We start from the raw sequence: 24,550 nt of genomic DNA, 5'->3' as shown, positions 1-24,550 counted from the left end.
CTCCTTATTCCATATCGTATGAAACCCACTTTTTCTGTGTTGAAAACTGAATAAATGTTACGATCAGAACAATGACAAATAAAATAAGCCCCAGTGTAGATGCATACCCGAAATGATATTCATTAAACCCTTTTCTGTATATGTGCATTGCAATTGTCTGGGAAGAAACTCCAGGTCCCCCTTTTGTGAGGAAAAATGGTTCATCAAACATCTGGAAACAGTTAATCAGCGTGGTGGTGATCACAAAAAATAAGGTTGGTGTCAGCATAGGCAGCTTAATTCTGAAAAAGATCTGAATCCCATTGGCTCCGTCAATGGATGCGGCTTCAATGTAAGAATCCGGAATATTCTGCAATCCAATCAAGTAATAAAGAAATGCATTCCCTATGAATTTCCAGGCAGAAAACAATGCAACTGCAGCCAGGGACCAACTGGGATCCGTCAGCCACGGAATCGCAGGTGCTCCTGCGCTTGACAGAAAATAATTAAACACCCCGAAATTCGTGTCATACAAATATCCCCAGACAATTGCTACCGATGCCGTAGTTACTACCAGCGGAAAATAAAAAGCCACCCGGAAAGCACCTCTGAAAAACCAGCTTTTTACTGATGTCACGGCTGCTGCCAGCAACAGACCGATAATAATATGTACCGGAGCAATGATCAAAATAAATTTCAATGTGTTCAGCAGAACCACTTTTACATCCGGGTCTGATACTAATTGTTTAAAATTATCAAGTCCCACAAATTTCATGGGGGAAAGCAGATCATAAGATGAAAAACTCAGAACGAATACAGTCATAATAATAGGAACCGCTACAAATGCAGTAAAAAATATCACGGTAGGCGCCACGAACATATATGCAGCTCTCGCCTCTTTTCGTTTTCTCCGTTTTTCATATGTACTTACAACAGTTTTTTCTTTACTCATCATTTTTCCCTCTTTTCACAAGCCATATAGGAAAATGAGAAAAGCGGCCAGAAAAGCGAATTGGCTCTCCGTGCCGCTTCTTCTCAGAGTCTTATTAATTTTTAAACAAACTCTCTATTATCGCTTTATCTTTATCACTCTTTCGGTAATCACTGTTCTGAAGCAACTGATCAATTTCATCATTAGCCAGATCAAGAGCTTCCTGTGCCGTCATCTGATTTGAATATATAATATCCATGTATTTCTGATAGATCGATCCCAGATCAGCGTATTCCGGCGGATCCTGGCTTCTTCTCCAATCACCTGCCTCATAGACTTTATACATACATTCCCAGTTTTCTATGGTTGGATCAGCGGAACAAATCTCAGCGCCAAATTCTGAGTTGGCGGGCAGGGAGCCTGTCTTCATAAAGGTTTCTACATAATCTTTCTCTGCAGTCCAACAGGCTAATGCTTTGGCTTCCTCTTGATGTTTGCTGGATTTCATCACTACAAAGCCACAGGAACCTGCACAAGTCGTATGCCCATTCTTCATTGCCGGCAGGGTATTGGCATAGATATGGGATAAATCACTGGACGCATAATCATTAGAGACCCATCGTCCCCACCAGCCCATGGCTGTCTTGCCCTGTACGATCAGATCAACATCCGTAGTATTGGCTTCCGGCTGAGGCGCCCAGCGGTATTTATGTATCGCATCCTGGAAAAACTGAAATACTTCCACCACTTCAGGGGAGTTGATGGTTCCCTCTGTCCAGTCATCATTAAGGGTTGCTCCTCCATTGGCATATAGCCAGGATGCCAGACAGAAAAAGTTAGTGGGTACGCCGAATGCATAAATTCCGTTATCCGGATCTGAAATCTTGCCGCAAATCTCTTTAAACTCCTCAAATGTCCAGTCTTCATCCGGCAATTCCACACCTTTTTCTTCAAAAATATCTTTCCTGATATGTGTAACAACTGAATTGGCTTCATATGGGATACTGTATCGTTTCCCATCAATAATATAAATGTCCTGCAATTCCTGGGCAATATTGTCTAAGATTGGCTGGTATTTGTCTATGTTCTCATCAACGTAATCGTCAATGGGTATGGCTAAATCCTGCATCGCCATCATTGCCACCCCTTCCAGTCCTACGCACACTACATCCGGAGCTTCCCCTGAAGCGATCATCGTCTTGATCTTAGTCAGATATCCATTCCAGTTTCCCGTATCACTGGTGATGAACTGAAACTCAGGTACGATATCCGGATGCTCTTCTGTAAAAGAGTCAAATACCTTTTTCTGCGCCTCGCTCATATTCTGGCCGTCGCTGTACAATGCCACTTTCAAGTGCACCTTTTCATCGCTGTTTTCACTTTGTGCTTTCATCTTTCCATCAGAACTGCCCCCACAAGCAGTCATAGACAATGTAAGTCCTAAACACAGCGCCATACATAACATTCGTTTCTTCATATTTACCTCCTGTACTTTACATTTTTTGCTACACCCTCCAGGAATTCTCTTTTCCTGTTGAAATTATAATAATGCTTTTTTATCTTAAAGTCAACTATTTTTTATATATTATTATTTAAAATTTTATATTATTCTTTTATATTTCTTTACTATTTTTCCATGTTTTACCAGTAAACTATGTGCCTGCTCCTTAACACATCCCTATTTTCTGTTGATTTACAGCAAAAAGGACCTGCGCCCAAAAGGCGTAAGTCCTTCTTATTTTTACTGTTTTATTAAATTTTTCTAACACTGCCTCTCTCTACCAGTTTTGTTAAAAGCTCTACTTTATAGGAAACCCGTTCCGGCCGGTTGCATTGCTGCATCAATTGCCGCACTGCTGTGATCCCAATCTCCTTTTTGGGAAAATCAATGGTGGTAAGCGGAGGAGAAGTCATTTCACAAAACGGCATATTATCAAAGCCGACAACAGAGACATCTTCCGGTATCTCGCAGCCGCACTCCCTGAGGGCCTTCATTGCTCCAAAAGCAATAATATCATTGGCAGCGCAGTAAGCAGTGGGTATTTGCGGCTTCCCTTCCAGATATTTTTTCATATCTTCATATGCGCCATTCATGGTGGGCTCAACCTTCACCATATATTTTTCTTCAATAGGTATATTAAACTCATTCATGGTATCCATAAACGATTTTTTGCGGTAATAGAAGTTTCTCACAGACACCGAACTGTCAATATAACCTATGTCCCTATGATGATTTTCCAACAGATAAGTAACCATCTTATATACCGAATTCGTATTATCCATAAGGACTGTGTCAAAATCCCCCTCCTTGAACCAGGCATCTACCACCACCAAAGGCGCAGGTAAATTTTGAAAGGGTTTTAAATCCTCCCAGTCCAGTTCTGTGGCAAAGAGGATAACCCCTGAATTCCGCTCTTCCAAAACCACATTCAGCTTTGTCTGAAACTGTTCCTCTCCCTGTTCCAGGTTATAAATAATGGTATCCAGTCCATTTTCTCTGCCTTCCGACTCTATTCCGGCTATCAGATCCGCTATCAACGGAGTCTCTGTCAGAACCCTGCCGCTTTTCTTATACACAACCAGTTTTATATTTTCAATCTTTGTAGAATTCAGATACCCTATATCCTTAGCCACTCTCAGAATTTCCGCTGCAGTATTTCTATTTGTGCCTTTTTTGTGATTTAAGACATTGGAAATTGTAGCTTGTGAATAACCGGTAATCTCACTTATGGTTTTGATATTGACTTTCATATGACCCCCTACAGGCATTTGCAGTAAAGTGTATCAAAGATTTATGATCATCTTTTTAACCACAAAGTCTATTTCGTTTTACCAATTATATAAAATTTTTTATAAAATTTCAAGCTTTTTTTTACATGATATTACCTTAATATTATTTCTTGCATCTTTGCGTTTCACAGACCACTGTGGTTTTCTTTAAAGATATGGTTGAAACAGGAATAATAAATAGGTTATACTCTTATAAAGCAGATTTTTTCTGCATAATAATGTGAAAACAAATTTTAATGCTGCTCTGCCGGCCTAGGAGGACCATATGACATCCCAATCAATCTCCCAACTGGAATATTTATGCAACTTTACGGGAACCTGCACTTATGTGATCTTTCTTTTTCTTCTCCTGCGCAAATTTCTCACACCGCGGAGCAATAAAAAGTGGTTTACCCTGCTGTCCTTCCTGATCCTGCCATCCTTATCGCAGCCCTATATATACCCTGAAGAAATGACAGGAACCGTAGGTGTTCTGCTGCTGTTTATAGTATATTTGCTGATCATATTTAAAGGAACATTCCTGGAACGCCTGTCCGTCTGTATTGTGATCTATCCCATACTGATATCTCTGAACTTTTTGACTGAGAACATCGGTTACCAGCTTTGGGATCTGAACCAGGATATGTCGCTTACAGCCCAGACGGTCCTGCACACCCTCACCATCTATCTGCGCATACCTGCATGGTATCTCATATGGCGGATGAGCCGCAAATGGATTCCCCATGTCAGGGAACTGACTGTGCGCATGTGGCTGGTCATAGACATTATCAGCCTGGCCTCTGCGGTGGGACTGATCACCTTTATCTACTACTCACCTATGGACAGAGCCTACACCTCCTACCCTGCCTGCATCGCCTGTTTTCTGACCAGTATGGGAGCACTCTATCTGACTTCTTATGTGGCAAAAACCATAAAAAGCAATATGGAAATGCAGAACTTAAAGTACCAGCAGTCCTACTATGAAGAATTGGAAGAAAACCAGAAGACTGTGAGAAAAATCCGCCATGACATGAAAAACCATCTGAGTGTGATCTATTCTTTTATCCAGAACCGGGATTTTGATGGGGCGGCGAAATATTTCCAGGAGCTCTCCGGGGAACTGACTGTAAACAACCGCATTTTCTGTAAAAACAGTATTGTCAATGCTGTGCTGAACAGCAAGTATAATACTGCTTTGGAAAACAAGATTGACTGTTTTTTCAATATCTCCATAGACGGACTGTTGGGCCTTGACGATATCAGCCTCTGTTCCCTTTTTTCCAATACTCTGGATAATGCCATTGAGGCCTGTGAAAAAATTCAGGATACCTCCAAACGGCAGATATCCCTGAAAGCCAGATATGATAAAGGATATTTCAGCTACGAAATCTCCAATTCCAAAAGAAATTCCATCACTGTAAAAAAGAACCATCTCGTGACAGAAAAGACACATAAGACCATCCACGGATTCGGTGTGCAGAATGTCCGTGATATGGTGGAGAAATATGCAGGAGATATGGATATCTCTTATACGGATGACAGATTTACCGTTACTATTCTGATTGGAAATCTGTAAAATAAGGGCAATGCCACTATCTGACATTGCCCCGGATCTGTATCCGGCAGTAATATTTCCTCCGTCCACACAGAAGACAGTGCCGGAACCATTGCCGTCTCCTCCTCTTCCTTCTTAACTGACCCGTCATTTTTCCGAAGGGACCAGACAATCCTCAGCATTCTGTCTTCCCTTGTTACATTCGACACATAGTGAATAGTATAATAAATTGTTTGTCCTTCTCTTGAATAAAATTAAATTGTTCCTCTTCTATTTGCTTTTCAATCATCTTGTTATCCTCCGCCTACGTCTCTATTCTGATTGTCTTTCCTTTCTCTTATTGGCATTAAAAGGTCTAACTGCAAATGGTCTAAGTCCACATCATGCGCTATGTGATTATAAAAATTCAAGTGTTCTTCCATTAGCCCACACATATGCTCCTGATCTTGCAAATCACCCGCAAACTCATATTTTTTATTTTTCATAATCCATTCAAGAAATGCGTCCCATTCATTAAAACTACCAAAAGAAATCATGTGAGCCGCGTACAAACCACCATTGAATTGCTTTTTTTCAAGCGGTGCGGGTATCTCCAAATCAGCAGGAATTGTTACCCACGCTTCATAACCATGATAGCCAGTTTCGTCAACTGGATTTGGGTGATTAAATCCAAAACATCTCAAATCCGGCTTTACCTTTTCTAAAGCTCTTTCCTTAACAAAGTTGTCAATTAGAGCATTTGCATGTAGTTCAGGATCGTCACCAATATAATGTGAAGCAGCTATTGTAGCTGGAGGCAGATAGATGATTCGTACATGCCAGCCCCAAGCCTGCGGAACCTCGGGCCAACCTGGCCCGAAGCATAGGGGAACGATCCTCCTTTCCGCTGTCACATGAAAACGCCGCCCGTAGTCTCTACTTAGGCGGCGTTATTCACTGGTTGGCAGTCCATTTTTAGTTGTTTTTATATGTTTACCTTGGTCAAGTGATGGAACCGTCCATGAATTTTCAGACACGCTCCGGCTATTAGAATTCCTCTGCCCGTCATTTGAATAGTCTTTTAGGATTTTTTAGGATTTGTTATATGCCTGATTCAGCATAGATTTGTAAGACAGGACGCTGCAGACCAAAGCCTGCAGTATCCTTTTTTTCATTTTCAGAAATGCTGTTTAGATGTTCTCCATTTCCTTCGCAAAATCTGCGATAGAATCCACACGTGCCGCCAGTTTCAGATATTTTAATAGAATATCCATATTCTGTTCTTTCAGAATTTTATTCCTGAGTTCATCAGGTACAGAACCTATATCCTGCAGCAGAAGCAGGATGGATTCCGCCTTGCCTTCCGCCCTGCCTTCCGCACGCTCATCTTTCAATAACTCTTCCAGCAACATAAACTTCTCCTCCATTTCCCGGCTGCTTCTGACATGTTCCATGAATTCCTGGATCTTTCTGATAAAGTCATCCTGATAATCCAGGACACTTTCTGTCAGATCAGCCTTGACAAATTTAAGGAATTTAACAAGTTTTGGCGGCACCTCCGCCTCATTTTTTCCGCAGGTACTCAAAAAAATAGTGGTACTGCCGTCCGCAGCGGACAATCCTGTTTCCGCACAGATACTCCGGAAAGTATAGCGGTATTTTTTCTGTCCGAAGGGATCAAAATCGCAGATAAAAATCACATAGGCTGCTGGCAGTTCTCTGTAGTCCTCTCCGGTCAGCAGCAGTTCCATATCCATTTGGCTGTGATATTATCTGGCTCTTTTTCCCAAATGGGACTTTGGAGACACTTGCATTTCAACATTATAATGTGTCCTGTTTTCATCCCTGGCAATAATATCAAGCCGTATCCCCCGGTACTCCGGATGGTAGATCATGCTTTTTTCCTTGCTGATCTCCACCTTCTCAATGGGAAACCCCACTGCCATTTCCAAAAAATCACGGCAGATTTCCTCATTTACCATTACAGCGCCAAACATAAAATTATCTTTAAATAAGAGTTGTGCCAGTCTTCTGTTCTGATTCATAAATACCTCCGCACAGGCAGAGGAATCCTGTTTTGATTATAACATAATATTTTTCTTTATGGCAACTTGAAAATGACACAAGCCTCAACTATACTATAAAAGACAAAGGGGGGATGGTCCATAAGGAAAAGCAGAAAAAATTGTGCACAGCAAAGGCTATATTCACGCTTTGGAAGTTTTGCCCCAAGATTTAGTCGAACAAATCCAGAAATATGTTGACGGGCAAGTGCGATACATTATACGGAATATGCAAAATTTATGATCCTCAATTATCACCATTCCAATATTTTAGGGCAATCTCTTTCGCTGTACTGCCGGAAATCTGTTCTTCCTGTGAATCATCATTTAGATATATGGCAAGATATCTCCTTTGTTCCGCTGTTTCAATAAATCCTGCAAACCATGCCTCTCCATCAGAACCCGAACCGGTCTTTCCATATATTTGCTGTGTTCCGTTATCTTGCGTCAGCATAACCTTTTTAAGGATTTCAATGTCCTGCCTGTCATAGAAACTTTTTCCTTCAAATATTTTTGATAAAACTGCCACTTGCTCCAAGGGTGAAATTTTCAACGATGCATTTAGCCAGAATCCATTTAATTCCGGGTATGGATTTATATTACTGCCTTCCCATTGGGAAATATTACAGTTACCGTATTCCAGCTCACTTAACTCTTTTTCCACCTCATCTTCACCTACAGCATCTATGATCTGATGAAAATACCATATACAAGATGTTTGAAACGCTTCCTGAAAAGTTAAGTTCCCATTCCATTCGGGATTTGGATATTCCGTCCCATTATAGTTCATGGTGGATGTCTCATCCGTAATAATATCGTTATGTAATCCCATTAACGCTGAAACAATTTTAAACGTTGAATAGGGGGAAGCTTCTTGTTCCGAAAGGGCCTTATTATAAAAAGAATATCTGTTTTCTGATGGACTGAACAGCACCGCACAGCCATTTATACCCTGAAAGGCATTGCTTAGATCAATCTCTTCTTCCGTAATATTTTGAGTATCATTACCTTCTGCTTTGTCATCTGTTTTATCAATTGTTATATCATCTGCTTTATCCTCTGTTTTATCATCTGTTTCAGATTCTTCTGTCTGTTCTGTTTCCGGCTGCTCCGATTTTTCTTGTTTTTCCGTACACCCGGACAGCATTACCAGGGTAGCTGCTACCATACAAAAAACCTTTAAAAACTTTCCCATACTGTCTCCCTTTCTCAACTATCAATTTTTTTGTCCGGTAACATTATAGCATGGAAAAAATTAAAAACGAAGCACTGCATAAACTTTTAACCGTATACAGCACTTTTTAAAATATTTAAACTTTGCTCCCGTTCCAGAAGTACGGTTTTAGAAAGCCGCACCTTTATTTTTTACAGCCATGTATGTTCCCCTATTTACAATCGGAAAGGCTATAATAGATTTTGCAGAACTGATACAGAAAAGGAAAACCAGCCAATGGAAATTTTTAAGGAGGATATAACTTTGAGCAAAGCAATACAAAAAATGGAAACCATTCAGGCTATTGACCGTGCTTTTCAGGTTCTCGAGACTATATCCCGTACAGGCAATATGACATTAGCTGAATAAAATAAATATCAGCAAGGCATCCCTTTCCCGTTTGGTTTATACCTTAGTGGAGAACGGTTATATTGAGAAGCGAAACAATAATGAATACAGCCTTACGTTAAAGGCCTATGAAGTGGGCATCAATGCTGTCCAGAATTTGGACCAGATATCTTTGATCAACTCCACACTTGCAGATTTGAGCAGAGAGACCGGCCGGGTCGCCCAGTTTTCCATTGAAGATAACAGCCAGCTTCTATGTGTTCAGAGTATTGGACAGACTGCACCGTCCTTCTCTGTATATACCAACGTAGGACGCCGATCACCACTGTACTATACAAGTGCCGGTAAAGCCATCCTGTCCACTTATTCCAACAATGAGATCATAGAACGTTGGGGAAAATTTGATGTAAAACCTCTCACAGAGCATACTATTACAGATGTTCACGCACTGCTGAAGGATATCAGTGAGATCAAACAACGGCATTATGCTCTGGACAGGGAAGAAAATGAATATAATATATTCTGCGTAGGCGCTCTTGTGATGAATTACACCAACACACCACTGGACGCTATCAGCATCAGCAGAATCACACTGACCGGGGAAGAAGAGCGTACGATCAGTGAAACACTTGTTTCAGCTGTAAAAAGGTTATCTGCAACATTAGGATATGTCATGCGGTAGTATTTAATTTCTCCGCCGCCCGGAAAGCAGTACCAAACGCAGAAGCTGTAAAATGGTTGACAGGGCAGATGCAACATATGTCAGCGCGGCTGCCCGGAGCACCTTTCCTGCTCCCTGCAGCTCGCTTCCCGACAGGATCCCCGTCCCGTCCAGAATGCGGAGCGCTCTGCCTGAGGCATTAAACTCCACCGGGAGCGTCACAAGCTGGAATACAACTACAAGGGAGAACAGAATAATTCCCGCGTTTACCAGCCCCGGCGCTCCCATGAGAAGGCCGATAAGAAACAGCGGCCAGCAGAGGGCAGAACCAAAGTTTACCACCGGAACAATGGCTCCTCTTATTTTAATAGGCACATACCCCACGTCATCCTGTATGGCATGGCCACACTCGTGGGCCGCCACGCCGATGGCTGCCACAGACTGGGAGTTGTAAACCGTCTCCGACAGGCGCAGCACCTTGCTTCTGGGGTCATAGTGATCTGTCAGGTTTCCACCCACTCTTTCGATTCTAACCTGACGGATTCCCGCCCGGTCTAAAATAGTCCTGGCTGCCTGTTCCGCCGTCATCTGCCTGGCATTCCCCACGGTACTGTATTTCTTGTAGGTCTGATTCACATTCGCTGAGGCGGTCACACAGAGTATCACCCCTGCGAGAACCAAAAGATATGTGGCATCATAATAAAAAAACATACATAATCCCTCCAATGCATGAAATATTTTTAATAGAAAAGTCCGCATCGCGTACTTTTGTTTGTAACTGTTCAGCACCTTGCAGTTACAAACGAAAATCCATACAGAATCGCTTGACTGCTTTACAGGTTCTTACGGTCAGCGCAGTAAATGCACTGATACTGAATCGTCACATTCCATTTATCATAAGGTTATGGATGTCTTTATTTAAATATACAGAAATCACAAAATTCAACAGCTATTTTCTATTCCGCTCTTCTGAGGATTTCTACCGTCCCATGATTCCCATCCACACGAATATATTCTCCGTCATGAATGATCTTGCATGCTTCCTCCTCTGTCTCTACAACAGCGGGTATGCCAAGTTCCACAATACAGGCAGCACAGCGGGAATCCAGTTTTTCGATCACCCATGCTGTTGGTTCATGTCCCGCCACGGAAGCGGAGTAAAAATGACTTGCCCATCCGTTGCTTCCCTTTCCGCAGGGAAGGATCAAAATCTTTCCCCCGATATATGCTCCGAATTTACTGTTTGCCTCCTCATTAATATGTATTTTGGAAGGTTTTATCAGCGATATGCTGAAGGAAGGTTTCTATGACATTACAACAATTAAGATATGTGGCCTCTATAGCCGAATACGGCTCGCTCAGCAAAGCGGCCAGGGAATTATATATTGCCCAGCCCAGTCTGTCAAAATCCGTCGCTGAGCTGGAGAAAGAAATACAAAAGACTTTATTTGTCCGAACCCCCAGAGGCGTCTTGTTCACGGATGAGGGGACAGAGTTCCTGGCTTATGCCAGACAGGTGCTCCAGCAGATGGATACCTTGGAAAAGAGATATGAGATCGGAAGTGTGACAAAGCACTATTTTACGGTCAGTTCCCAACACTATCCTTTTGCCTCGGAAGCATCTCATTGTCTCTGACCACTCCAGTGCAACAAGCCTGATGCTCTACAGCGACGCCTGCTGTATTACAGCAGGCGCCTCCCCCGGCACCCTGAATGATGAAAGCTGGATCTATATTCCCATAGATGGACAAGGGAAACTCACTGTGGGCCAGATCCGCAATGAACATATGATGATAAGTAAACTGGCACTCTGCTTTTTGGAGGCACTGCAGGATATTGTGGGGGATGTTTGAGACAGTCCACTTTCTGCTATCTCTTCTTTATTTCATGACTGCGCATCCAGATTCCTCTGGTCTTTATCCAGCATGAACACAGAAGCCAGAATAATAATACCTCCGATTATCTGATTGGCTGTAGGTATGGTCTTGTACAGCACAAGTGAGATCAGGATCGTGACCACGGGCAGAAAATCCAGCATCAGATTCGACAGCAGTACTCCAATCTTTTTGATTGCAAAGATATTTAAAAAATAAGCAAATGTAGAATTAAACACACCCAGCACGATCAAATTCATGAAGACGGAAGGTTTTGCCAAAACCGACGGCTCTATCTGATAGAAGAATAAAAACGGCAGTGTGGTGACAGCGCCCACAAGCGCCTGGTAGTTCAGCAATACCGTCTTCTCGTAACCGGATGATATCCTGTCTGTCAGGAAGCAGTAGACCACCCAGGAAACAGTGCTCAGAAGGCACAGGGCATATCCCTTGAAATTGGTGGACATCAGGTCCCCTATTTTTACACCCATCAGGATATATACCCCTATAAGGGAGATCAAGATTCCCAAAATCCCCAATTTTGTCTTCTTCCTGTGGAAAAACACAATTTCCATGATCAGTGCGAAAACAGCCGCAAATCCAAAGAGCAGGGACGAAACCGTAGCTCCTATGGAAGTAACGCTCAAAATCGTGAAACCATGGAAAAAGGTTGTGCCAAACAAGCCGGACAGGATGATAAGACCCCAATCCTTTGTCTTAACCTTCATCATCTTTTTCGTTAAAAGATTATATCCGGTAAACAAAATCGTCATAATAGCCATCTGGATTCCCAGAATCACTACCGTAGGAAGGTATTCACTGATCACAGCTCTGGAAATATAAGACACACCGTAAATCGTGACGACTACCACCATGGCCAGCAGCCCTATGGTCTTGCCTTTAGTCTTATCCATAAGCATTCTCTCCCCTCTAACGCTTGATGTTCTTCGCCTTCTCGGTGGAGCCTGCCGCCACAGCGTCAATGGCATCCCGCACATCTTTGGGCAGGATTTCATGGTCCTCTAATTCTTTCAGCATGCCATTCACCTTCTCCGCGCATACTTTACGGATATCACGGCTGCCGTTTGCCTCCCAGTTCTCCCAGGTTCCCCTTTCCATGTATCTCGGCATCCAAATCTCCTCTTTAAAATGCTCAAATGTATGGTCTGTCTCCAGGAATGTATTACCTGGACCTACCTCCTCCATATTGTCATATGCCAGCGTCTCATCGTCAAAACTGAGAGGGCGGGCCATCCTCTGGAGGATCTGCATACACTCATCCGAATATATCATATCCGCGAAGTCCACCATAAGGTCCATGTCAAGCTGCATGGAAACGATGAAGTCACAGCTCAATGCTCCCGCAAGTCCGCCCATTCCGGTCTCAAATCCGGCCTGTGCATCCAGTACCTTGCCGTCACGCAGATTGGCCGGCATCTTCGTAGGCAGTCCCACATACTCTCCCATCTGTGACATGCCCACCTTCATGATGATACTCTCCGGTGAGGACATATTGATACACATGGTCTTCATATCCATACTGCGCACATAGCTGGAATAGATCACAGGCGCTCCCGGATTCACTAACTGTGACAGGGCAATACAAGCCAGTGTCTCCGCATGGGTATGCACCAGTGCGCTCTCCACTGACATAGGTGATGTCATACCCAGGATTCCACCGGAACTGATAACAGAGGGAACTTTATGAACGGCTGCTTCCATTAAAACATTCGATGTATTCTCATCCACACGGAGCGGCGGCATGGTCAGGACCCAGAAGGATATAAATGGCCTTTTCAGGAATTCTTCTTCGCTTCCCACTGCCAGGCTGGCCATTTTTATAGCATCCCGCACACCCTCTTTTCCCACAGCTCCCCCGGTGATATGCTTTGTAGTATTTTTGATGGAAGTGGCCCAGGTATACCAGTCTGACGCTGCCATAGGCACATCCTGAGGTGTGACCAGCGCACTGGCGATCGTTACAGTATCCAGCTTTTCCATGATTCTTGTGATCAGAGCAAGGTCTCTGTCCGTAGCTTTTCTGCGCAGCCCGGTCTCCGGGTCCAGTACGTGGGTAGCCATGGTCATGGCAGCCAGAGACGGAACCCTGTCTTTTACATGTACGTCTTTGTGGGGAGTCCTTCCGTATAAAACGAACTCCTCTCTCTTGGGAACCGTCTTCAGTCCTTCCTCAATAATGCTGCGGGGTATCTTTACGATCTGTCCGGATACTTCTGCCCCGGCTTTTGCAAAATATTCCCTTGCCTCTGCACCCTCAAATTTCATCCCCAGATTTTCCAGCATCTCCAATGCTTTTTCATGTACCCGTACGACTTCCCCGTCACTTAGATATTTGATCAATGGTCTCATGTTTTTCCTCCTCCATAAAATAAAAACCCTGTTCTGTTGTATCCCCGATACGCATCTTCTTTTGATACATTCAGGATACCACAGAACAGGGCCTATTACTTTTGCTGTATTTTTCTATTTATTGCTCTATATTTCTTTCAGGATTTTGCATAAATTTTTGTTCAGGAAATCCCGCAGTTCCATGGCATCCCTGGTATAATAATCCGCTCCGATTTCCTCCGCGTATTCTTTACTCACGGACAGACCTCCCACGAAGACCACAACCTTGTCCCTGATTCCTGACTTCTCCAACTCCTCTATCACGGCCTTCAACTCACAGACCGTTGTCGGCAGAAGTGCCGAAGCCATGACAAGTCTGGCATCATACTCCATGGCTGCCTGGGCAAATTCCTCTCTGCTCACATCCACACCTAAATCCACAATATCTATGTTAAGGGTAGAGAGGTATATCTTGACCAGATTCTTTCCAATATCATGCATATCCCCCTCAACGGTACCGATCACGGCTGTGCACTGCCTGGCACCTCCCTGGTCCAGATAAGGGGTCAGACAACTGAGACCTGCATTCAGCGCACGGGCCACCCTCAGCGCCTCCGGTACACAGACTTCACTATTGCGGAACTTATACGCCAGTGTATCTACACCCAGAATCAGCCCTTCCTTCAGCAACGATTCCGGAGGATAACAGACAGCGATCGCTTTTTTTACCAAATTTACCACCTCATCGGCCTTCCCGCTCAGGAGGTTCCGTCTGATCTCTTCATATATGTCCATTCTGCATCTCCTATAAGAACTTGTTCCTGTACTGTCCCGGATTGACCCCTATCAGCCTATGGAATGTTTTTGTATAATAACTCTGGCTTTCAAAGCCGCATTGTTTCATGATCTCTTTTATACTTAATTCCCTGTTTCCCATTAGTTCTATGGATTTTTCAATCCTGACCCTCAGAATATAATCATTTATGGTCCCCCCGGTCTTCTGCCGAAATAAGGTACAGAGATAGGATCTGCTTAAAAATACATGGCTGCAGATATCATCCAGGGTGATTTTTCTGTCAAAATTCTCTTCTATGTACTCTCTGACATTTTTCATGACACTGATATGATCATCTGTCCCCAGAAGGTAAATGCTGTCAAACCAGCGGTTCAGCATCCGATAGGTGAGTTCCATCATCTCCTCAATGTTCTCCACACGCTTCATATCCTGCCTGTAATGTTTCACACCGTTCATGACCACCTCGCTGTCCGCCCCGGCCTCCACAATAGCCCTGGCAGTCACTGCCATAAAATCATGGAGCGCCGACTTCACAAGAGATTTGTCGTAGGAACACAGTATCTCTATATCCGTGAAGAGCATCTCCAGCATGTTCTGTATTTTTTCCTTGTCAGCCATTCGCACATACTGGAGATAGCGTTTCTCCCTTTTCAGATAAACTGACCAGTCAAATTTTTCGTTTTCCAGTGTCTTTTTTCTCTCTTCTATCCTGGCGGTCATGGCGTCACGCCAGCTCATAAGATTCTTCTGGTCCATGAAAATGGCGTTTTGTGTCTTGGAAAGATATTGCATCATGACCTGAAGGAGATTCGCAGAGGACTGACACTGGTTTGCAGAGATCACGCGCAGCTTTTTCACGCCCTGGGCCATTTCCCGCCTATCGTTCTCATTAAGGCAGAATTTCTCCGCATCCTGGCAGAAAATATGGTCCGGTTCCCACAAAAGGACCTGTCCGCACATGACAGCCCCCACCTCCGTCCCATCCGCATAGATTGGGACTGCCCACATGACAAGTCCGGCATGGCATACAAAAAAATACGGCTCCCGCCACAAAAATGCCTGCTTGCACGCCTTCTTGTAGGTACGTCTGCAGCGCGCCCTCCCCACCTCTGTATTCTGTACCTGGCGGCAGTATGCACACGCATAGTAGTCCTTACTGGCAAGGAAAACTTCGCCGTAAGTGTTGACCGCTATGATTCCCAGCTCTGTGGCTTTTGCAAAATTATCCAGCATCTCTTCCAGATAATCTTTTTCCTCTGAATGTTCGTATCCCTCTGCCATATCCTTCCTCCGGACTCTTGCTCTTATCCCTATTCTACCGCCGGCGGCAGAAAAAGTAAACCCGGACTCTGCTGCGCATCACTCAGCTCGTTACTATTCAGCCTTCCGTCTTCATAGCAGCAAAAACATGCACACAGACTGCATAAACCGCAGTCTGGCGCGTGGCTGTCTCGGGATTGCCTTGCAATTACAAGGCAGCACCTCGCAGGACAGAGAAAAGCTGAACTGTTACCTCAGCTCCCTACCGACTTATAATGCCTCACCCCTATCTTCCACAGAACAAAACAAGGCAGCAGAAAAACACCTCCCAAAAGCGGCAGGAACATATAAAATCTTCTGCTGTCCTGCTCCAATATATAACAAAGCGGATAATACTGGATCAGCGCATAGGGCACAACAAAAGTACAGAACTGTAAAACTCTCTTTCCATAAATGGCAACCGGATATTTTCCATATTCCCGTGCCCCGTCTGTAAGCACATTCATAAATTCCAGCCCTTCGATGGTAAAGAAACAGACTGCCGCGTAAATCAGAAAAATCCCGGTAAAAACCCCAGTCCCTCCAAGCAGCATGAACACCACAGTCAGCACTTTATCCCATGTCCACTCCACATGGCTTTTGGCGATCCCGTATGCAAACATCACCACTGCCTGCAGCATTCTTCCGATCCTGGTAAGCTCGATCCTGCCTGCCAGCACCTGGAAGATCTCATTTCTCGGCCGCACCATGATCCTGTCAAACTCCCCGTTGCTGATCGTGGAGGAAAAGGTATCAAACCCTCTGGCAAAAGCTTCCGCCAGAGAAAACTCCATCAGTGTGACCGCAAAACACAGAAGCACCTGGCTGTATGTAAATCCCTCCACCTCATGGAATCTCTGAAACATAAAATACACACCCAGAAACACATTGAAGGACACCAGAAACTGCCCCACAGCCGTAAGGCAAAAGGAGGCTTTGTACTGCATCATGCTCTGTATCTGGATCTGCAGATACTTTTTATATAACCGCAAATATCCCATCCTCTCACCCTCCCTGCACGGAAATCTTCTTCTCTGCCCTGCGCATCAGAAGCTTTCCCATAAGAACCAGAACTACCAGCCAGAATACCTGCAGCAAAAGCGCAGTTACTGCCGCCTCTCCTGCCAGATCCCCGCTGTAAATACGAAGAGGCACATTCTGCATGGCTGCAAAGGGCAGCAGTTCCAGAATCTTTCTCACAGAATCCGGGAAGAAGGGAATGGGTATGATACTTCCGGCCAGCAGTTCCACTGCCGAGACTGCCACCATCCGCACCCCATCCGGTGAAATGGTGAAAAAGGTGATCACATACACAAGCATACAGAACGCTGTCACTACCAGCACTCCCAACACCATACCCGCCGCAAACAAAACGGCTGCCTCCGGGGAAACAGGCAGTGTTATGCCATAAGGGGCGGGAACCACTGCAGCTACAAACAAAATAGGCATACACCGCAGAACTGCCTTTGAAACACGGTTGGCCACACTTCTTGTAAACCACATGTTATAAATATCCAGAGGGCGGCACATCTCATAGGAGACATTGCCGTTTCTGATACAGTCAAAGATTTCATTTTCCATAAGCCAGGCCATGAACAGGGCCAGAAATGCCTGCTGAAGCCATATGTAGGAACAGGTCGCCTGCAGCGTCATGGGAAAAGCCCCTGGGTCTGCCCGGTAAAATGCACGGAATACCAGCACTTCCATGCCTCCCCAAGCAAACTGAGTCACGACCCCGGCTGCCGCTGCGGCACGGTACTGAAGCCCCATGGAGAAACGGAGCCGGAAAAAAGACAGATACTTTTTCATATACACCGCCCCCTTATATACGGAAACGACGGTATAAATCCGCCACTGCCTGGTCCAACCCCTTTCCCACTCCCGGTATATCAAAAAGGGTACCGTCCAGCAGGATCTTCCCTTTGCCAATGAGAATAATTCTGTTTGTCAGCGCTTCAATGTCCTGCATATCGTGGGTGGTCAGGATGACGGTGGTATGATATTTCTCATTGCATTTCACAATAAAATCCCGCACCGCCAGCTTTGACACTGCATCCAGTCCAATGGTGGGTTCGTCAAGAAACAAAATCTTGGGGCTGTGAAGCAGAGATGCCGCGATCTCACAGCGCATTCTTTGGCCCAGGGACAACTGTCTGGCCGGTGTTTTCAGCAGTTCTGATAAATTCAGCAGGGAAGTAAGCTCCTCCAGATTGGACTGATATGTGTCATTAGATATGCTGTAAATGTCCTTCAGAAGCTCATAAGAATCCATGACCGGCACATCCCACCAAAGCTGCGTCCGCTGTCCAAAGACAACACCGATATCCTTTACGTGAGCCGTACGGTCCTTCCAGGGAACCTTTCCGCTGATCCGGCACACGCCGCTGTCCGGAGTAAGGATTCCGCTGAGGATTTTAATGGTAGATGACTTTCCCGCGCCGTTTGGGCCAATATACCCAACCATTTCTCCCTCCCTGATGGAAAAGGAGACGTCATCCAGCGCCTTCACTTCCTCATATTCCCGATGGAACAGAGTCTTTACTGCCTGTCCAAATCCTGCACCGCGCTTTGCCACGCGGAAGGTTTTGCACAGATGCTGCACTTCGATCATTTTGTTTTTCCTCCTGGTAGTAATATTAAAAATATCTTGCCAAGCGGTCACTATATCCCTGGATTTTGCCAGGGAAACCCGTGGTAGAGCTTTCCGATCCTTTGGAAAGGAATTTTAGTGTAGCACTCTCACAGACCAGTGTCAAGTCAGCTTTCGGATTTCCTCACACAGCGGCAGCACCATTCCCGGCGCTGTTTAAAGTTCCTCAATCCTCTCCCGCCACATTGCCGATGTTGGTTCATAGATGGTCATTTTAAGTAACAGTTCAGACAGGTCTGCGCATTTACTGCGCTGACCGTATGAAAAAGTAGTGGAAAAGCTGGCGGCAGAAAATGGGTTGGATAAAATCCTTCATGCGGCAGAGAACAAAGATGATCGGATGCAGTTATATCAGGACTACGGTTTCATGTGAAAATTCAGATGCACCAGGCCGCATGGGAATATTCCCCCAACGAACTCTACATATATTGTACCGTGAATATAATATCATTTCATCCATCAAATCGGGCATTGAATAATCCGGTTCTTTAAAGGGGCTGAAGCACTAAAACGTGCGACAGCCCTGTCCTACATTTAAATTATAAGGTGGTGTACAGCTCCGTTTTTACCCTTTAATCCATATCCGGCTGCTGTCCATCATGTGCTTTCCACTGGCATTCCATGATTTGCATATGAGTGAAAACTGCTTTAAAGGAAGAGTCTTCCGGGGAACAGGCATAAATGCCAAAGGCAACTTTTTCCCCGCCCTTAAACATATGGCACACTCTCATCTGGCTAAAAGTAATCCCGTCAAAAGAACACTCTATACAATAATCATCTTCTCTTCTGCTTAAACGATACCACATGGATTTAACAGAAGCATCTATAGCGGTAGTAGCCCAATCCGAATATCCATGATTGGTTACAACACTTCCCAGATGCTGGTATGCTTCATTTTCATACTCTATAGAGCCTTTTAACCAGTTTTCGCTGTCCAGATACATAACGACACCGCATTGATCAAATCTATGATGACTTTCTGCAAAATCTGCTTTTACAACAAAACTAAAATATTTTTCATCCGTTTCAAGCTGTAAAACCGGGGCATTATCATTTTGAAAATGATAATAAGTTCTCTGCCACAAATCCGTATGGGGTTTTGTTACAATTTCAATTTTATCATCACATATTTTATAGCTCTTTGGCTTACGCGTCCATTTAAACTCTTTTAAATTCATTTTATTTCCTCCCCTATCCCTTTGGTAGTGTGAACTTTATATACCTAAGATCAGCTCAAACCCAGTAAATTCCGCATAATGATTCTTATTATACCCTGCCCATTTTTATATATCAAGTTTAGATGGTAAAACTGGAATTTTTACACTGGGCAGTCCCTCACACATTTTATATGATAAGTTAAAATCTCTGCTCCGGACGCCGGATCAAAAAGGTCATCGGAGACAGCTCCCAAAGGAGGAAATGAAACAAATGAATACAGAAAGCAGCCTTTTCCGGGAGATCACCCCGGAAGATATGAAAAGAATCACCTCCCGCCACCTTAACACACGGGACATCAGGGAAGCCCGGCTCATGGAAGGCGGACTTTTTAATACCACATACCAATTAGTCTGCGGCCCCGACAATAAAAAGGTCATTCTCCGCCTTGGTCCGGTAAACCGTCACCTGCTTCTTGGTTTTGAGGAGCATCTGATGGAAGCGGAAGCCCATGTATACGAGCTATTTGAAAGCCATGACATTCCCTGTCCCCGCATCCTGGTCACAGACACAACCCACAGTCTGCTGGGCAGGGATTTTATGCTGACGGAATATTTGGACAGCACAGTCCTGTTAAAAGCAGGTCTTCCCGAAGAGGAAAAGAAAAGTCTTCATAAGGAGGCAGGCCGGTTAGCGGCAGTCATGCACAGCATCACTTCCCGGCAGTTCGGATGTATCTATGACTGTATGCATGACCGTGGTTTTACGTCCTGGTATGCTTTTCTGCACCACTATGTCTCTGACATTCTGGAACGCTCTGTAAATCACAATGCCTTTACCCGGCAGGAAGCGGATGCAATCCTCTCCCTGTTCTCCGAAAATAAGCCGCTGTTTGATAAGATCACCCTTCCATGCCTGGTTCACACAGACCTCTGGGAAGGTAACCTGCTGTTGAAAATGAACAAGGATTCCTGGAGCCTAGCTGCAATTATAGACGGAGACCGGGCAATATGGGGTGACCCTGACTTTGAAATGGCCTCAGGATGGATGATCACTGATAGTTTTCTGGAGGGCTATCAGATAGACAAAGCTGCTTATCTTTCTCCCGAGAGAACAGAACGCAGAAAATACTACAACCTTGTTTACGACCTGATCGACACTTATGTGGGAAAAGCCGAGTACAATCAGGCGGAGCAGTATAAAAACGGCTACAACAGAGTATTGCATTATCTATTCTGACGCTGCTCCCGTTTACATTACTCCTTTTATACCTTATACTGAAAAACAGAACCATTACTATTCACCCAAATTTATCAAAGGAGATCACTGCGCTATGTTAGAAAAAATCAAAGAGTTCTTCAAAAGAGACTGGACACTTGCAGAAAAAATCCTGATGATCCACTGTTTCTTTTATCTGGGCGTTATCAAAGGATTTCTTTTCGCTCCCGTAAGGAAAGGCATTAGCTGCGGCAATAACAACGGAAACAATTATCCCGCATCCATGGAAAATACTCAAAAAGAAAAGAAAAAAGAAAAATAATTTCTGCCCAGATGCCCGGAACACCATTCCGGGCGTCTGTCTGCATATGGATCTCTGCTGCGTATCCATCCTCCCATTCCTTTTTTACAAATTCCACACTGCCTCCACGATCTGCCTGACAATGCGGAGTCCCTTGACTTGAACAGTAGCATCCTTTTTCTGGTGAGGCAGAATATCAAATCTTTGATTTTTTGATCTGCCCCCAAAGTCCCCAGGCGCCCAGCAGAACAACTGCTGTGATGGCTGCTGTAAGCAGGCCTGCATCTATTTTCTGTAACACCAAAACAGCCAGCACCGGAATTATGCCTCCCACAAGTCCGCCCAGCATACCTGCCATAGCCGGCAGACTCTGCTTCACCAGTACAGTCTCGGAAGTCCAGTTGTAATCCGGCATTTTCAGATTGATGAACATCCCCCACAGGGTATTAAAAAGCGCACACACCACAGGGGTTGCAAACATGAGGATCCTCATGGACAGTGTCAGGGGGAACCGGATATTGATGACCAGGGCCGCCAGCAGAGCAGCCGGGATCTGCAGGGTAAGGTTCATTAAAATCTTGCTTTTGCAAATGGTCATATCATCAATGGGCATGGATTTTAATATCCACAGGTTCTTACCCTCCAATGACAGGGAAATACAGGTAGTACAGCTCATGGACAGCAAAGCGCTGACTGCAAATGGCAGAACCCTGGATACCATTTCTGTCATGTTGGGGATCCCTGTCATTGCGTCAAGCTGTTCACTGCTTATAAAGGTCATGGCAACTGTAAGAACAAGGGTCATCAGACACCCCATCCCCATATTCAGGCAGTAGATCGTGGAGGAAAAGAAGCGTTTCAATTCTTTCCGGTAGAGGGCATTTATCTGGGATGATGCCTTCAGCTCTGTCAGCTTATAATCTGAACGGGAATGATAAGTCACCAGTGAGGTGTTCAGCCTTTTATAAACCGGGGATATCAGCTTTACAAAAAGATAAAACCACAAAAGGGACCCCAATAAAAAGCCGGCCATATCCACAATATCTCCCCTGACGATCCCGTGGAAAAACAGGGCTGCAGGCGGATAGAGCCTGTGGACCTGCTCCAGGATCATTTCAATGATAGAATGGATCTGGCTCATATCCAGATCTTCCGCAAACTGTCCCATTCCCATAGACAGCACCAGCACCGCAAGTGTGGCGGCAATGGAAATCACTGTAACCACCGCGTTTGCATATTTAAATCTGGATGAAAAGAGAATGATAAGTGTGCCAAGCAGAGCCGCAAGCGTGGTGGGGATCAGCGGTGCTGCCAGTATCCCCAGTATCCATTCCGGATAAAATCCCACACCCGGGACTGCATAGAGCGCATATCCGACCCCCATAGGGATCAGGACAACCGCTGTCAGAAGCAGGTTCAGCACATACATAGTCAGAAATCGGCTGGCTATCACCGTGCTGGTTTTCACCGGAAAGGACATCATCATGTCATATTCCTTATAGGCAAACAATACCCCGTTTGTCTTGAGCGCGGTAAAGAACAAGGTGATCAGCCCTGTGATGGCAACGCCGTAGCTGGGGATCACTTCTTCCATTCCCATGCTTCCCAGGCCGTAGGCAAGCATATAGGCGTAAAAGGCAATCATCAATACAACCAGGCCTACCGCAAAGAAGGTTATTTTACGCCCCTTGGATTTCAGGCTCCTGCCGAATTCATTTTTCATCTGGGTCTTAAAAAGCAGCCAGCATTTACTCTTTGTCATGGTCGATCACCTCCAGGAACAGGCTTTCCAGAGATTCCTCCTGGGTCAGCTCTTTCGTGGTGCCTGCCACCATCAGGCTTCCGCCCTTGATGATCGCTATCTTATTACAAAGTTTCTCCGCAACATCCAGAACATGGGTGGAAAAAAAGATCGCGCTGCCGTTCTCACACATCTCATGCATGACTTCCTTCAGTGTATGGGTTGCCTTGGGGTCAAGCCCTACAAACGGCTCATCCAGCACCATGAGTTTAGGTTTGTGGATCAGTGCGGAGATAAGGGCTGTCTTCTGTTTCATTCCATGGGAATAGGAAGAGATCAAGTCCCCAAGGCTGCTGGTGATTTCCAGCATATCACCGTATTTCTGGATCAGGTCTTTCCTCTCTTTTGCCCCAACCCCGTAAATGTCACCTACAAAATTCAGGTACTGGATTCCTGTTAAATGCTCATACAGATCAGGATTATCCGGAATATAAGCCAGTATCTGCTTACATTCCACAGGTGACTTCCTGATATCCCTGCCGTCAATCAGGATCTCGCCCTCCTCGAATTCCAGAACACCTACCACTGCCTTTATGGTGGTACTCTTGCCTGCCCCGTTATGTCCGATAAAACCGTAGATATCCCCAGCCTCCACATGCAGGTTCAGGTCACTGACCGCACGCTTTCCACCTTTATAAGTCTTTGAAAAATTTCTGATCTCTAACATTTTCTTTCCTCCCGGCCCAGGCCTTCTTTCTTTTTCTTTTCTTCTGTTACAGGGGATGAGATAAGGGTCAGTTTTCTCGGCTTCCGCTTCCCGTCCGGCTGATGATCCAGAACACTGCTGTAGAGTTCCCCCAGCTTTCCAAAAAACTCCTGAAATTCTTCGTCTGACAAAAGAAGAACCACAGATGACAGAGATATCATATCCTTCCGCGGATCCACATCATCTCTCTTCAGATACCGCTGGAATTCCCCCATGATCCCTAAAAGGGAGCTGTGTATAAGCTGTCCGATCTCCTCTTTCCCCGGTTCCTTGCTGTCCAAAGGGTTATCCTGATTGAGCTTATAAACCTTCTCCACAGTTCCCCGTTTTTTGTTCTCCTGCACCACCTGTATCAGCCCCGCATCCTCCAGGATCCTCATATGCCTGTACAGGCTGGCCTTTGGCACGTCGCTCAACTCTTCCCCAATCTGCACGGTTGTGCCGTGTTCATGGAGAAGAAGATACTGGGCGATCCGCATTCTCACCGGATTCATAACTATTTTTGCCAGGTCCGTTCCATCCATTTGATGCACCTCCCTTTCTCACATACTGCCGCTTATTATTCTCAATTCATATAATATTCTCATTTTTAATACTAATACATTATTCCCCTTCTGTCAATACCTTTCCTGCATCTGGTAAATATTTACGGACACGCAAAAACGCACCGTTTCCAGTGCGTTTTTTATCATGCTATACTCTCCTCTTAATCGCTGTCATCCATGCTTCTTATTGTGTCGGCTTCCTCCCGGGTGATGATCTTGTGCCGTACCATGCTGTTCAGCACTTGATCCACACGCTGGGAAGCCAGCTCTTTATTGACCTCCAGTAAATAGACAGACGGCGCGTTGGGAATCCCTGCCAGCACAGCGGATTTCTTCTTTTCATGGTCATCCTTTCAAA

The 24,550-nt window shown here is 44.9% G+C and carries 27 protein-coding genes; 6 read left to right on the top strand and 21 right to left on the bottom strand.

Annotated features, from left to right (window positions below; all coding sequences use genetic code 11):
* Positions 1-4: 4 nt before the first annotated feature.
* The 3 genes from A4V09_RS01340 to A4V09_RS01330 form a co-directional block, all read right to left on the bottom strand.
* Entirely contained in the window at positions 5-934 is a 930-nt protein-coding gene (locus A4V09_RS01340; RefSeq protein ID WP_065540749.1) for a carbohydrate ABC transporter permease, read from the bottom strand.
* Between the two features lie 91 nt (positions 935-1,025).
* On the bottom strand, positions 1,026-2,387 hold the full coding sequence (locus tag A4V09_RS01335; RefSeq protein ID WP_065540748.1) for an ABC transporter substrate-binding protein: 1,362 nt from the start codon (positions 2,385-2,387) through the stop codon (positions 1,026-1,028).
* Between the two features lie 275 nt (positions 2,388-2,662).
* Positions 2,663-3,661: a LacI family DNA-binding transcriptional regulator gene (locus A4V09_RS01330; protein WP_065540747.1), complete on the bottom strand. Its 999-nt coding sequence runs from the start codon at positions 3,659-3,661 to the stop codon at positions 2,663-2,665.
* A gap of 304 nt (positions 3,662-3,965) precedes the next feature.
* Between A4V09_RS01330 and A4V09_RS01325 the strand changes: the two genes are divergently transcribed.
* The gene (locus tag A4V09_RS01325) at positions 3,966-5,255 is read left to right on the top strand and encodes a sensor histidine kinase (RefSeq protein WP_084043389.1); all 1,290 of its coding nucleotides are present in this window, start codon (positions 3,966-3,968) and stop codon (positions 5,253-5,255) included.
* 272 nt (positions 5,256-5,527) lie between these two features.
* Here A4V09_RS01325 and A4V09_RS01315 read toward each other — a convergent pair whose 3' ends face one another.
* The 4 genes from A4V09_RS01315 to A4V09_RS01305 all read right to left on the bottom strand — a co-directional run bounded on the left by A4V09_RS01315 (position 5,528) and on the right by A4V09_RS01305 (position 8,471).
* On the bottom strand, positions 5,528-6,127 hold the full coding sequence (locus A4V09_RS01315) for a GyrI-like domain-containing protein (protein WP_242963913.1): 600 nt from the start codon (positions 6,125-6,127) through the stop codon (positions 5,528-5,530).
* A gap of 276 nt (positions 6,128-6,403) precedes the next feature.
* A complete protein-coding gene (locus A4V09_RS01310) occupies positions 6,404-6,970 on the bottom strand; it encodes a hypothetical protein (RefSeq protein ID WP_330396490.1) in 567 nt (188 codons plus the stop codon).
* A 12-nt stretch (positions 6,971-6,982) separates the two neighbouring features.
* Positions 6,983-7,258, bottom strand: a complete 276-nt coding sequence (locus tag A4V09_RS25850; RefSeq protein ID WP_330396489.1) for a PD-(D/E)XK nuclease family transposase — start codon at positions 7,256-7,258, stop codon at positions 6,983-6,985.
* A gap of 265 nt (positions 7,259-7,523) precedes the next feature.
* Positions 7,524-8,471 carry a penicillin-binding transpeptidase domain-containing protein gene (locus tag A4V09_RS01305; RefSeq protein WP_065540745.1) on the bottom strand — a complete coding sequence of 316 codons (948 nt, stop codon included), beginning with the start codon at positions 8,469-8,471 and terminating at the stop codon, positions 7,524-7,526.
* A gap of 418 nt (positions 8,472-8,889) precedes the next feature.
* Here A4V09_RS01305 and A4V09_RS01300 point away from each other — a divergent pair, with 418 nt between their 5' ends.
* A complete protein-coding gene (locus tag A4V09_RS01300; protein ID WP_242963912.1) occupies positions 8,890-9,519 on the top strand; it encodes an IclR family transcriptional regulator in 630 nt (209 codons plus the stop codon).
* Between the two features lie 3 nt (positions 9,520-9,522).
* Here A4V09_RS01300 and A4V09_RS01295 read toward each other — a convergent pair whose 3' ends face one another.
* Positions 9,523-10,209, bottom strand: a complete 687-nt coding sequence (locus A4V09_RS01295; protein ID WP_065540744.1) for a zinc metallopeptidase — start codon at positions 10,207-10,209, stop codon at positions 9,523-9,525.
* A 245-nt stretch (positions 10,210-10,454) separates the two neighbouring features.
* Positions 10,455-10,763, bottom strand: coding sequence for an aconitase X swivel domain-containing protein (locus A4V09_RS01290; RefSeq protein ID WP_274537218.1), 309 nt, complete (start codon positions 10,761-10,763; stop codon positions 10,455-10,457).
* A gap of 41 nt (positions 10,764-10,804) precedes the next feature.
* Between A4V09_RS01290 and A4V09_RS01285 the strand changes: the two genes are divergently transcribed.
* Positions 10,805-11,134 (top strand): LysR family transcriptional regulator, encoded by a 330-nt coding sequence (locus tag A4V09_RS01285; protein ID WP_065540743.1) that lies wholly within the window; start codon positions 10,805-10,807, stop codon positions 11,132-11,134.
* A 22-nt stretch (positions 11,135-11,156) separates the two neighbouring features.
* On the top strand, positions 11,157-11,351 hold the full coding sequence (locus A4V09_RS01280) for a hypothetical protein (RefSeq protein ID WP_065540742.1): 195 nt from the start codon (positions 11,157-11,159) through the stop codon (positions 11,349-11,351).
* Positions 11,352-11,383: 32 nt separating this feature from the next.
* Here A4V09_RS01280 and A4V09_RS01275 read toward each other — a convergent pair whose 3' ends face one another.
* The 8 genes from A4V09_RS01275 to A4V09_RS01240 all read right to left on the bottom strand — a co-directional run bounded on the left by A4V09_RS01275 (position 11,384) and on the right by A4V09_RS01240 (position 19,644).
* Positions 11,384-12,286, bottom strand: a complete 903-nt coding sequence (locus A4V09_RS01275) for a DMT family transporter (protein ID WP_065540741.1) — start codon at positions 12,284-12,286, stop codon at positions 11,384-11,386.
* A 16-nt stretch (positions 12,287-12,302) separates the two neighbouring features.
* On the bottom strand, positions 12,303-13,742 hold the full coding sequence (locus A4V09_RS01270) for a trimethylamine methyltransferase family protein (RefSeq protein ID WP_065540740.1): 1,440 nt from the start codon (positions 13,740-13,742) through the stop codon (positions 12,303-12,305).
* Between the two features lie 126 nt (positions 13,743-13,868).
* Positions 13,869-14,516: a cobalamin-dependent protein gene (locus A4V09_RS01265; RefSeq protein WP_065540739.1), complete on the bottom strand. Its 648-nt coding sequence runs from the start codon at positions 14,514-14,516 to the stop codon at positions 13,869-13,871.
* Between the two features lie 10 nt (positions 14,517-14,526).
* A complete protein-coding gene (locus A4V09_RS01260; RefSeq protein WP_065540738.1) occupies positions 14,527-15,798 on the bottom strand; it encodes a PocR ligand-binding domain-containing protein in 1,272 nt (423 codons plus the stop codon).
* Between the two features lie 233 nt (positions 15,799-16,031).
* The gene (locus A4V09_RS01255) at positions 16,032-16,817 is read right to left on the bottom strand and encodes an ABC transporter permease (protein ID WP_171286160.1); all 786 of its coding nucleotides are present in this window, start codon (positions 16,815-16,817) and stop codon (positions 16,032-16,034) included.
* A gap of 4 nt (positions 16,818-16,821) precedes the next feature.
* Positions 16,822-17,625 carry an ABC transporter permease gene (locus tag A4V09_RS01250; RefSeq protein ID WP_065540737.1) on the bottom strand — a complete coding sequence of 268 codons (804 nt, stop codon included), beginning with the start codon at positions 17,623-17,625 and terminating at the stop codon, positions 16,822-16,824.
* A gap of 13 nt (positions 17,626-17,638) precedes the next feature.
* Complete coding sequence (locus tag A4V09_RS01245) at positions 17,639-18,427, bottom strand: ABC transporter ATP-binding protein (RefSeq protein WP_065540736.1); 789 nt, start codon at positions 18,425-18,427, stop codon at positions 17,639-17,641.
* A gap of 611 nt (positions 18,428-19,038) precedes the next feature.
* Positions 19,039-19,644 (bottom strand): DUF1349 domain-containing protein, encoded by a 606-nt coding sequence (locus A4V09_RS01240; protein ID WP_065540735.1) that lies wholly within the window; start codon positions 19,642-19,644, stop codon positions 19,039-19,041.
* A 250-nt stretch (positions 19,645-19,894) separates the two neighbouring features.
* Between A4V09_RS01240 and A4V09_RS01235 the strand changes: the two genes are divergently transcribed.
* The gene (locus A4V09_RS01235) at positions 19,895-20,860 is read left to right on the top strand and encodes a phosphotransferase family protein (RefSeq protein WP_065540734.1); all 966 of its coding nucleotides are present in this window, start codon (positions 19,895-19,897) and stop codon (positions 20,858-20,860) included.
* 94 nt (positions 20,861-20,954) lie between these two features.
* Complete coding sequence (locus tag A4V09_RS01230; protein ID WP_065540733.1) at positions 20,955-21,161, top strand: hypothetical protein; 207 nt, start codon at positions 20,955-20,957, stop codon at positions 21,159-21,161.
* 175 nt (positions 21,162-21,336) lie between these two features.
* On the opposite strand, the gene A4V09_RS01225 is transcribed toward A4V09_RS01230, so the two are convergent.
* From A4V09_RS01225 to A4V09_RS24100, 4 genes are all read right to left on the bottom strand, one after another.
* Positions 21,337-22,902: a hypothetical protein gene (locus A4V09_RS01225; RefSeq protein WP_065540732.1), complete on the bottom strand. Its 1,566-nt coding sequence runs from the start codon at positions 22,900-22,902 to the stop codon at positions 21,337-21,339.
* Positions 22,889-23,608 (bottom strand): ABC transporter ATP-binding protein, encoded by a 720-nt coding sequence (locus A4V09_RS01220; RefSeq protein ID WP_065540731.1) that lies wholly within the window; start codon positions 23,606-23,608, stop codon positions 22,889-22,891. Before A4V09_RS01220 ends, A4V09_RS01225 begins: the two co-directional genes overlap by 14 nt.
* Positions 23,602-24,171: a helix-turn-helix domain-containing protein gene (locus tag A4V09_RS01215; protein ID WP_065540730.1), complete on the bottom strand. Its 570-nt coding sequence runs from the start codon at positions 24,169-24,171 to the stop codon at positions 23,602-23,604. The genes A4V09_RS01220 and A4V09_RS01215 overlap by 7 nt, the downstream gene beginning before the upstream one ends.
* 182 nt (positions 24,172-24,353) lie before the next feature.
* Entirely contained in the window at positions 24,354-24,515 is a 162-nt protein-coding gene (locus A4V09_RS24100; RefSeq protein WP_157123430.1) for a hypothetical protein, read from the bottom strand.
* Between the last annotated feature and the right edge of the window lie 35 nt (positions 24,516-24,550).

Origin of the sequence: Blautia pseudococcoides (assembly GCF_001689125.2) — a bacterium.
Classification (GTDB): domain Bacteria; phylum Bacillota; class Clostridia; order Lachnospirales; family Lachnospiraceae; genus Blautia; species Blautia pseudococcoides.
The sequence above is the reverse complement of the archived record's forward strand: the minus strand, read 5'-3'. Positions and strand labels throughout refer to the sequence as shown.

What these genes read in the sequence shown, in the direction of transcription:
- A4V09_RS01340 (WP_065540749.1), bottom strand. Translation starts at nt 934, where the DNA reads ATGATGAGTAAAGAAAAAACTGTTGTAAGTACATATGAAAAACGGAGA.
- A4V09_RS01335 (WP_065540748.1), bottom strand. Translation starts at nt 2,387, where the DNA reads ATGAAGAAACGAATGTTATGTATGGCGCTGTGTTTAGGACTTACATTG.
- A4V09_RS01330 (WP_065540747.1), bottom strand. Translation starts at nt 3,661, where the DNA reads ATGAAAGTCAATATCAAAACCATAAGTGAGATTACCGGTTATTCACAA.
- A4V09_RS01325 (WP_084043389.1), top strand. Translation starts at nt 3,966, where the DNA reads ATGACATCCCAATCAATCTCCCAACTGGAATATTTATGCAACTTTACG.
- A4V09_RS01310 (WP_330396490.1), bottom strand. Translation starts at nt 6,970, where the DNA reads ATGGATATGGAACTGCTGCTGACCGGAGAGGACTACAGAGAACTGCCA.
- A4V09_RS25850 (WP_330396489.1), bottom strand. Translation starts at nt 7,258, where the DNA reads ATGAATCAGAACAGAAGACTGGCACAACTCTTATTTAAAGATAATTTT.
- A4V09_RS01305 (WP_065540745.1), bottom strand. Translation starts at nt 8,471, where the DNA reads ATGGGAAAGTTTTTAAAGGTTTTTTGTATGGTAGCAGCTACCCTGGTA.
- A4V09_RS01295 (WP_065540744.1), bottom strand. Translation starts at nt 10,209, where the DNA reads ATGTTTTTTTATTATGATGCCACATATCTTTTGGTTCTCGCAGGGGTG.
- A4V09_RS01285 (WP_065540743.1), top strand. Translation starts at nt 10,805, where the DNA reads ATGACATTACAACAATTAAGATATGTGGCCTCTATAGCCGAATACGGC.
- A4V09_RS01280 (WP_065540742.1), top strand. Translation starts at nt 11,157, where the DNA reads ATGCTCTACAGCGACGCCTGCTGTATTACAGCAGGCGCCTCCCCCGGC.
- A4V09_RS01275 (WP_065540741.1), bottom strand. Translation starts at nt 12,286, where the DNA reads ATGGATAAGACTAAAGGCAAGACCATAGGGCTGCTGGCCATGGTGGTA.
- A4V09_RS01270 (WP_065540740.1), bottom strand. Translation starts at nt 13,742, where the DNA reads ATGAGACCATTGATCAAATATCTAAGTGACGGGGAAGTCGTACGGGTA.
- A4V09_RS01265 (WP_065540739.1), bottom strand. Translation starts at nt 14,516, where the DNA reads ATGGACATATATGAAGAGATCAGACGGAACCTCCTGAGCGGGAAGGCC.
- A4V09_RS01260 (WP_065540738.1), bottom strand. Translation starts at nt 15,798, where the DNA reads ATGGCAGAGGGATACGAACATTCAGAGGAAAAAGATTATCTGGAAGAG.
- A4V09_RS01255 (WP_171286160.1), bottom strand. Translation starts at nt 16,817, where the DNA reads ATGGGATATTTGCGGTTATATAAAAAGTATCTGCAGATCCAGATACAG.
- A4V09_RS01250 (WP_065540737.1), bottom strand. Translation starts at nt 17,625, where the DNA reads ATGAAAAAGTATCTGTCTTTTTTCCGGCTCCGTTTCTCCATGGGGCTT.
- A4V09_RS01245 (WP_065540736.1), bottom strand. Translation starts at nt 18,427, where the DNA reads ATGATCGAAGTGCAGCATCTGTGCAAAACCTTCCGCGTGGCAAAGCGC.
- A4V09_RS01240 (WP_065540735.1), bottom strand. Translation starts at nt 19,644, where the DNA reads ATGAATTTAAAAGAGTTTAAATGGACGCGTAAGCCAAAGAGCTATAAA.
- A4V09_RS01235 (WP_065540734.1), top strand. Translation starts at nt 19,895, where the DNA reads ATGAATACAGAAAGCAGCCTTTTCCGGGAGATCACCCCGGAAGATATG.
- A4V09_RS01230 (WP_065540733.1), top strand. Translation starts at nt 20,955, where the DNA reads ATGTTAGAAAAAATCAAAGAGTTCTTCAAAAGAGACTGGACACTTGCA.
- A4V09_RS01225 (WP_065540732.1), bottom strand. Translation starts at nt 22,902, where the DNA reads ATGACAAAGAGTAAATGCTGGCTGCTTTTTAAGACCCAGATGAAAAAT.
- A4V09_RS01220 (WP_065540731.1), bottom strand. Translation starts at nt 23,608, where the DNA reads ATGTTAGAGATCAGAAATTTTTCAAAGACTTATAAAGGTGGAAAGCGT.
- A4V09_RS01215 (WP_065540730.1), bottom strand. Translation starts at nt 24,171, where the DNA reads ATGGATGGAACGGACCTGGCAAAAATAGTTATGAATCCGGTGAGAATG.